Source organism: Sulfitobacter sp. HI0040 (genome assembly GCF_001634885.1).
Classification (GTDB): Bacteria; Pseudomonadota; Alphaproteobacteria; order Rhodobacterales; family Rhodobacteraceae; genus Sulfitobacter.
The window spans coordinates 1-213 of sequence record NZ_LWEX01000363.1 but is presented as its reverse complement, the minus strand read 5'-3'; the positions used below and the strand labels follow the sequence as shown (position 1 = coordinate 213).

Sequence of the window (213 nt, the reverse complement as noted above, 5' to 3'; positions counted from 1 at the left end):
TCCGGTTCGGAGGCCGCGCGCCTTGCGGCGGCGCTGACATCGAACAATGTACCATAGGCGTCGAAGATACAGGTGGTAACGGGCATACCGGCTCCCTTTTTGATACCGCCAGACTGTCATGGGGCCGAAGCGGGGAAAAGAGCGGAAATTGCGCGGTCCGGGGCAGGGGTTTACTCTTGGGGTCAACTTCTTCAGGGTGCGTGCCGAATCGGA

General features: G+C 60.6%; 1 pseudogene. It reads right to left on the bottom strand.

The annotated features are described in order from the left end of the window. Positions 1-86, bottom strand: a pseudogene (locus tag A3728_RS23755) (haloacid dehalogenase type II); the annotation flags it as partial. Positions 87-213: the final 127 nt, after the last annotated feature.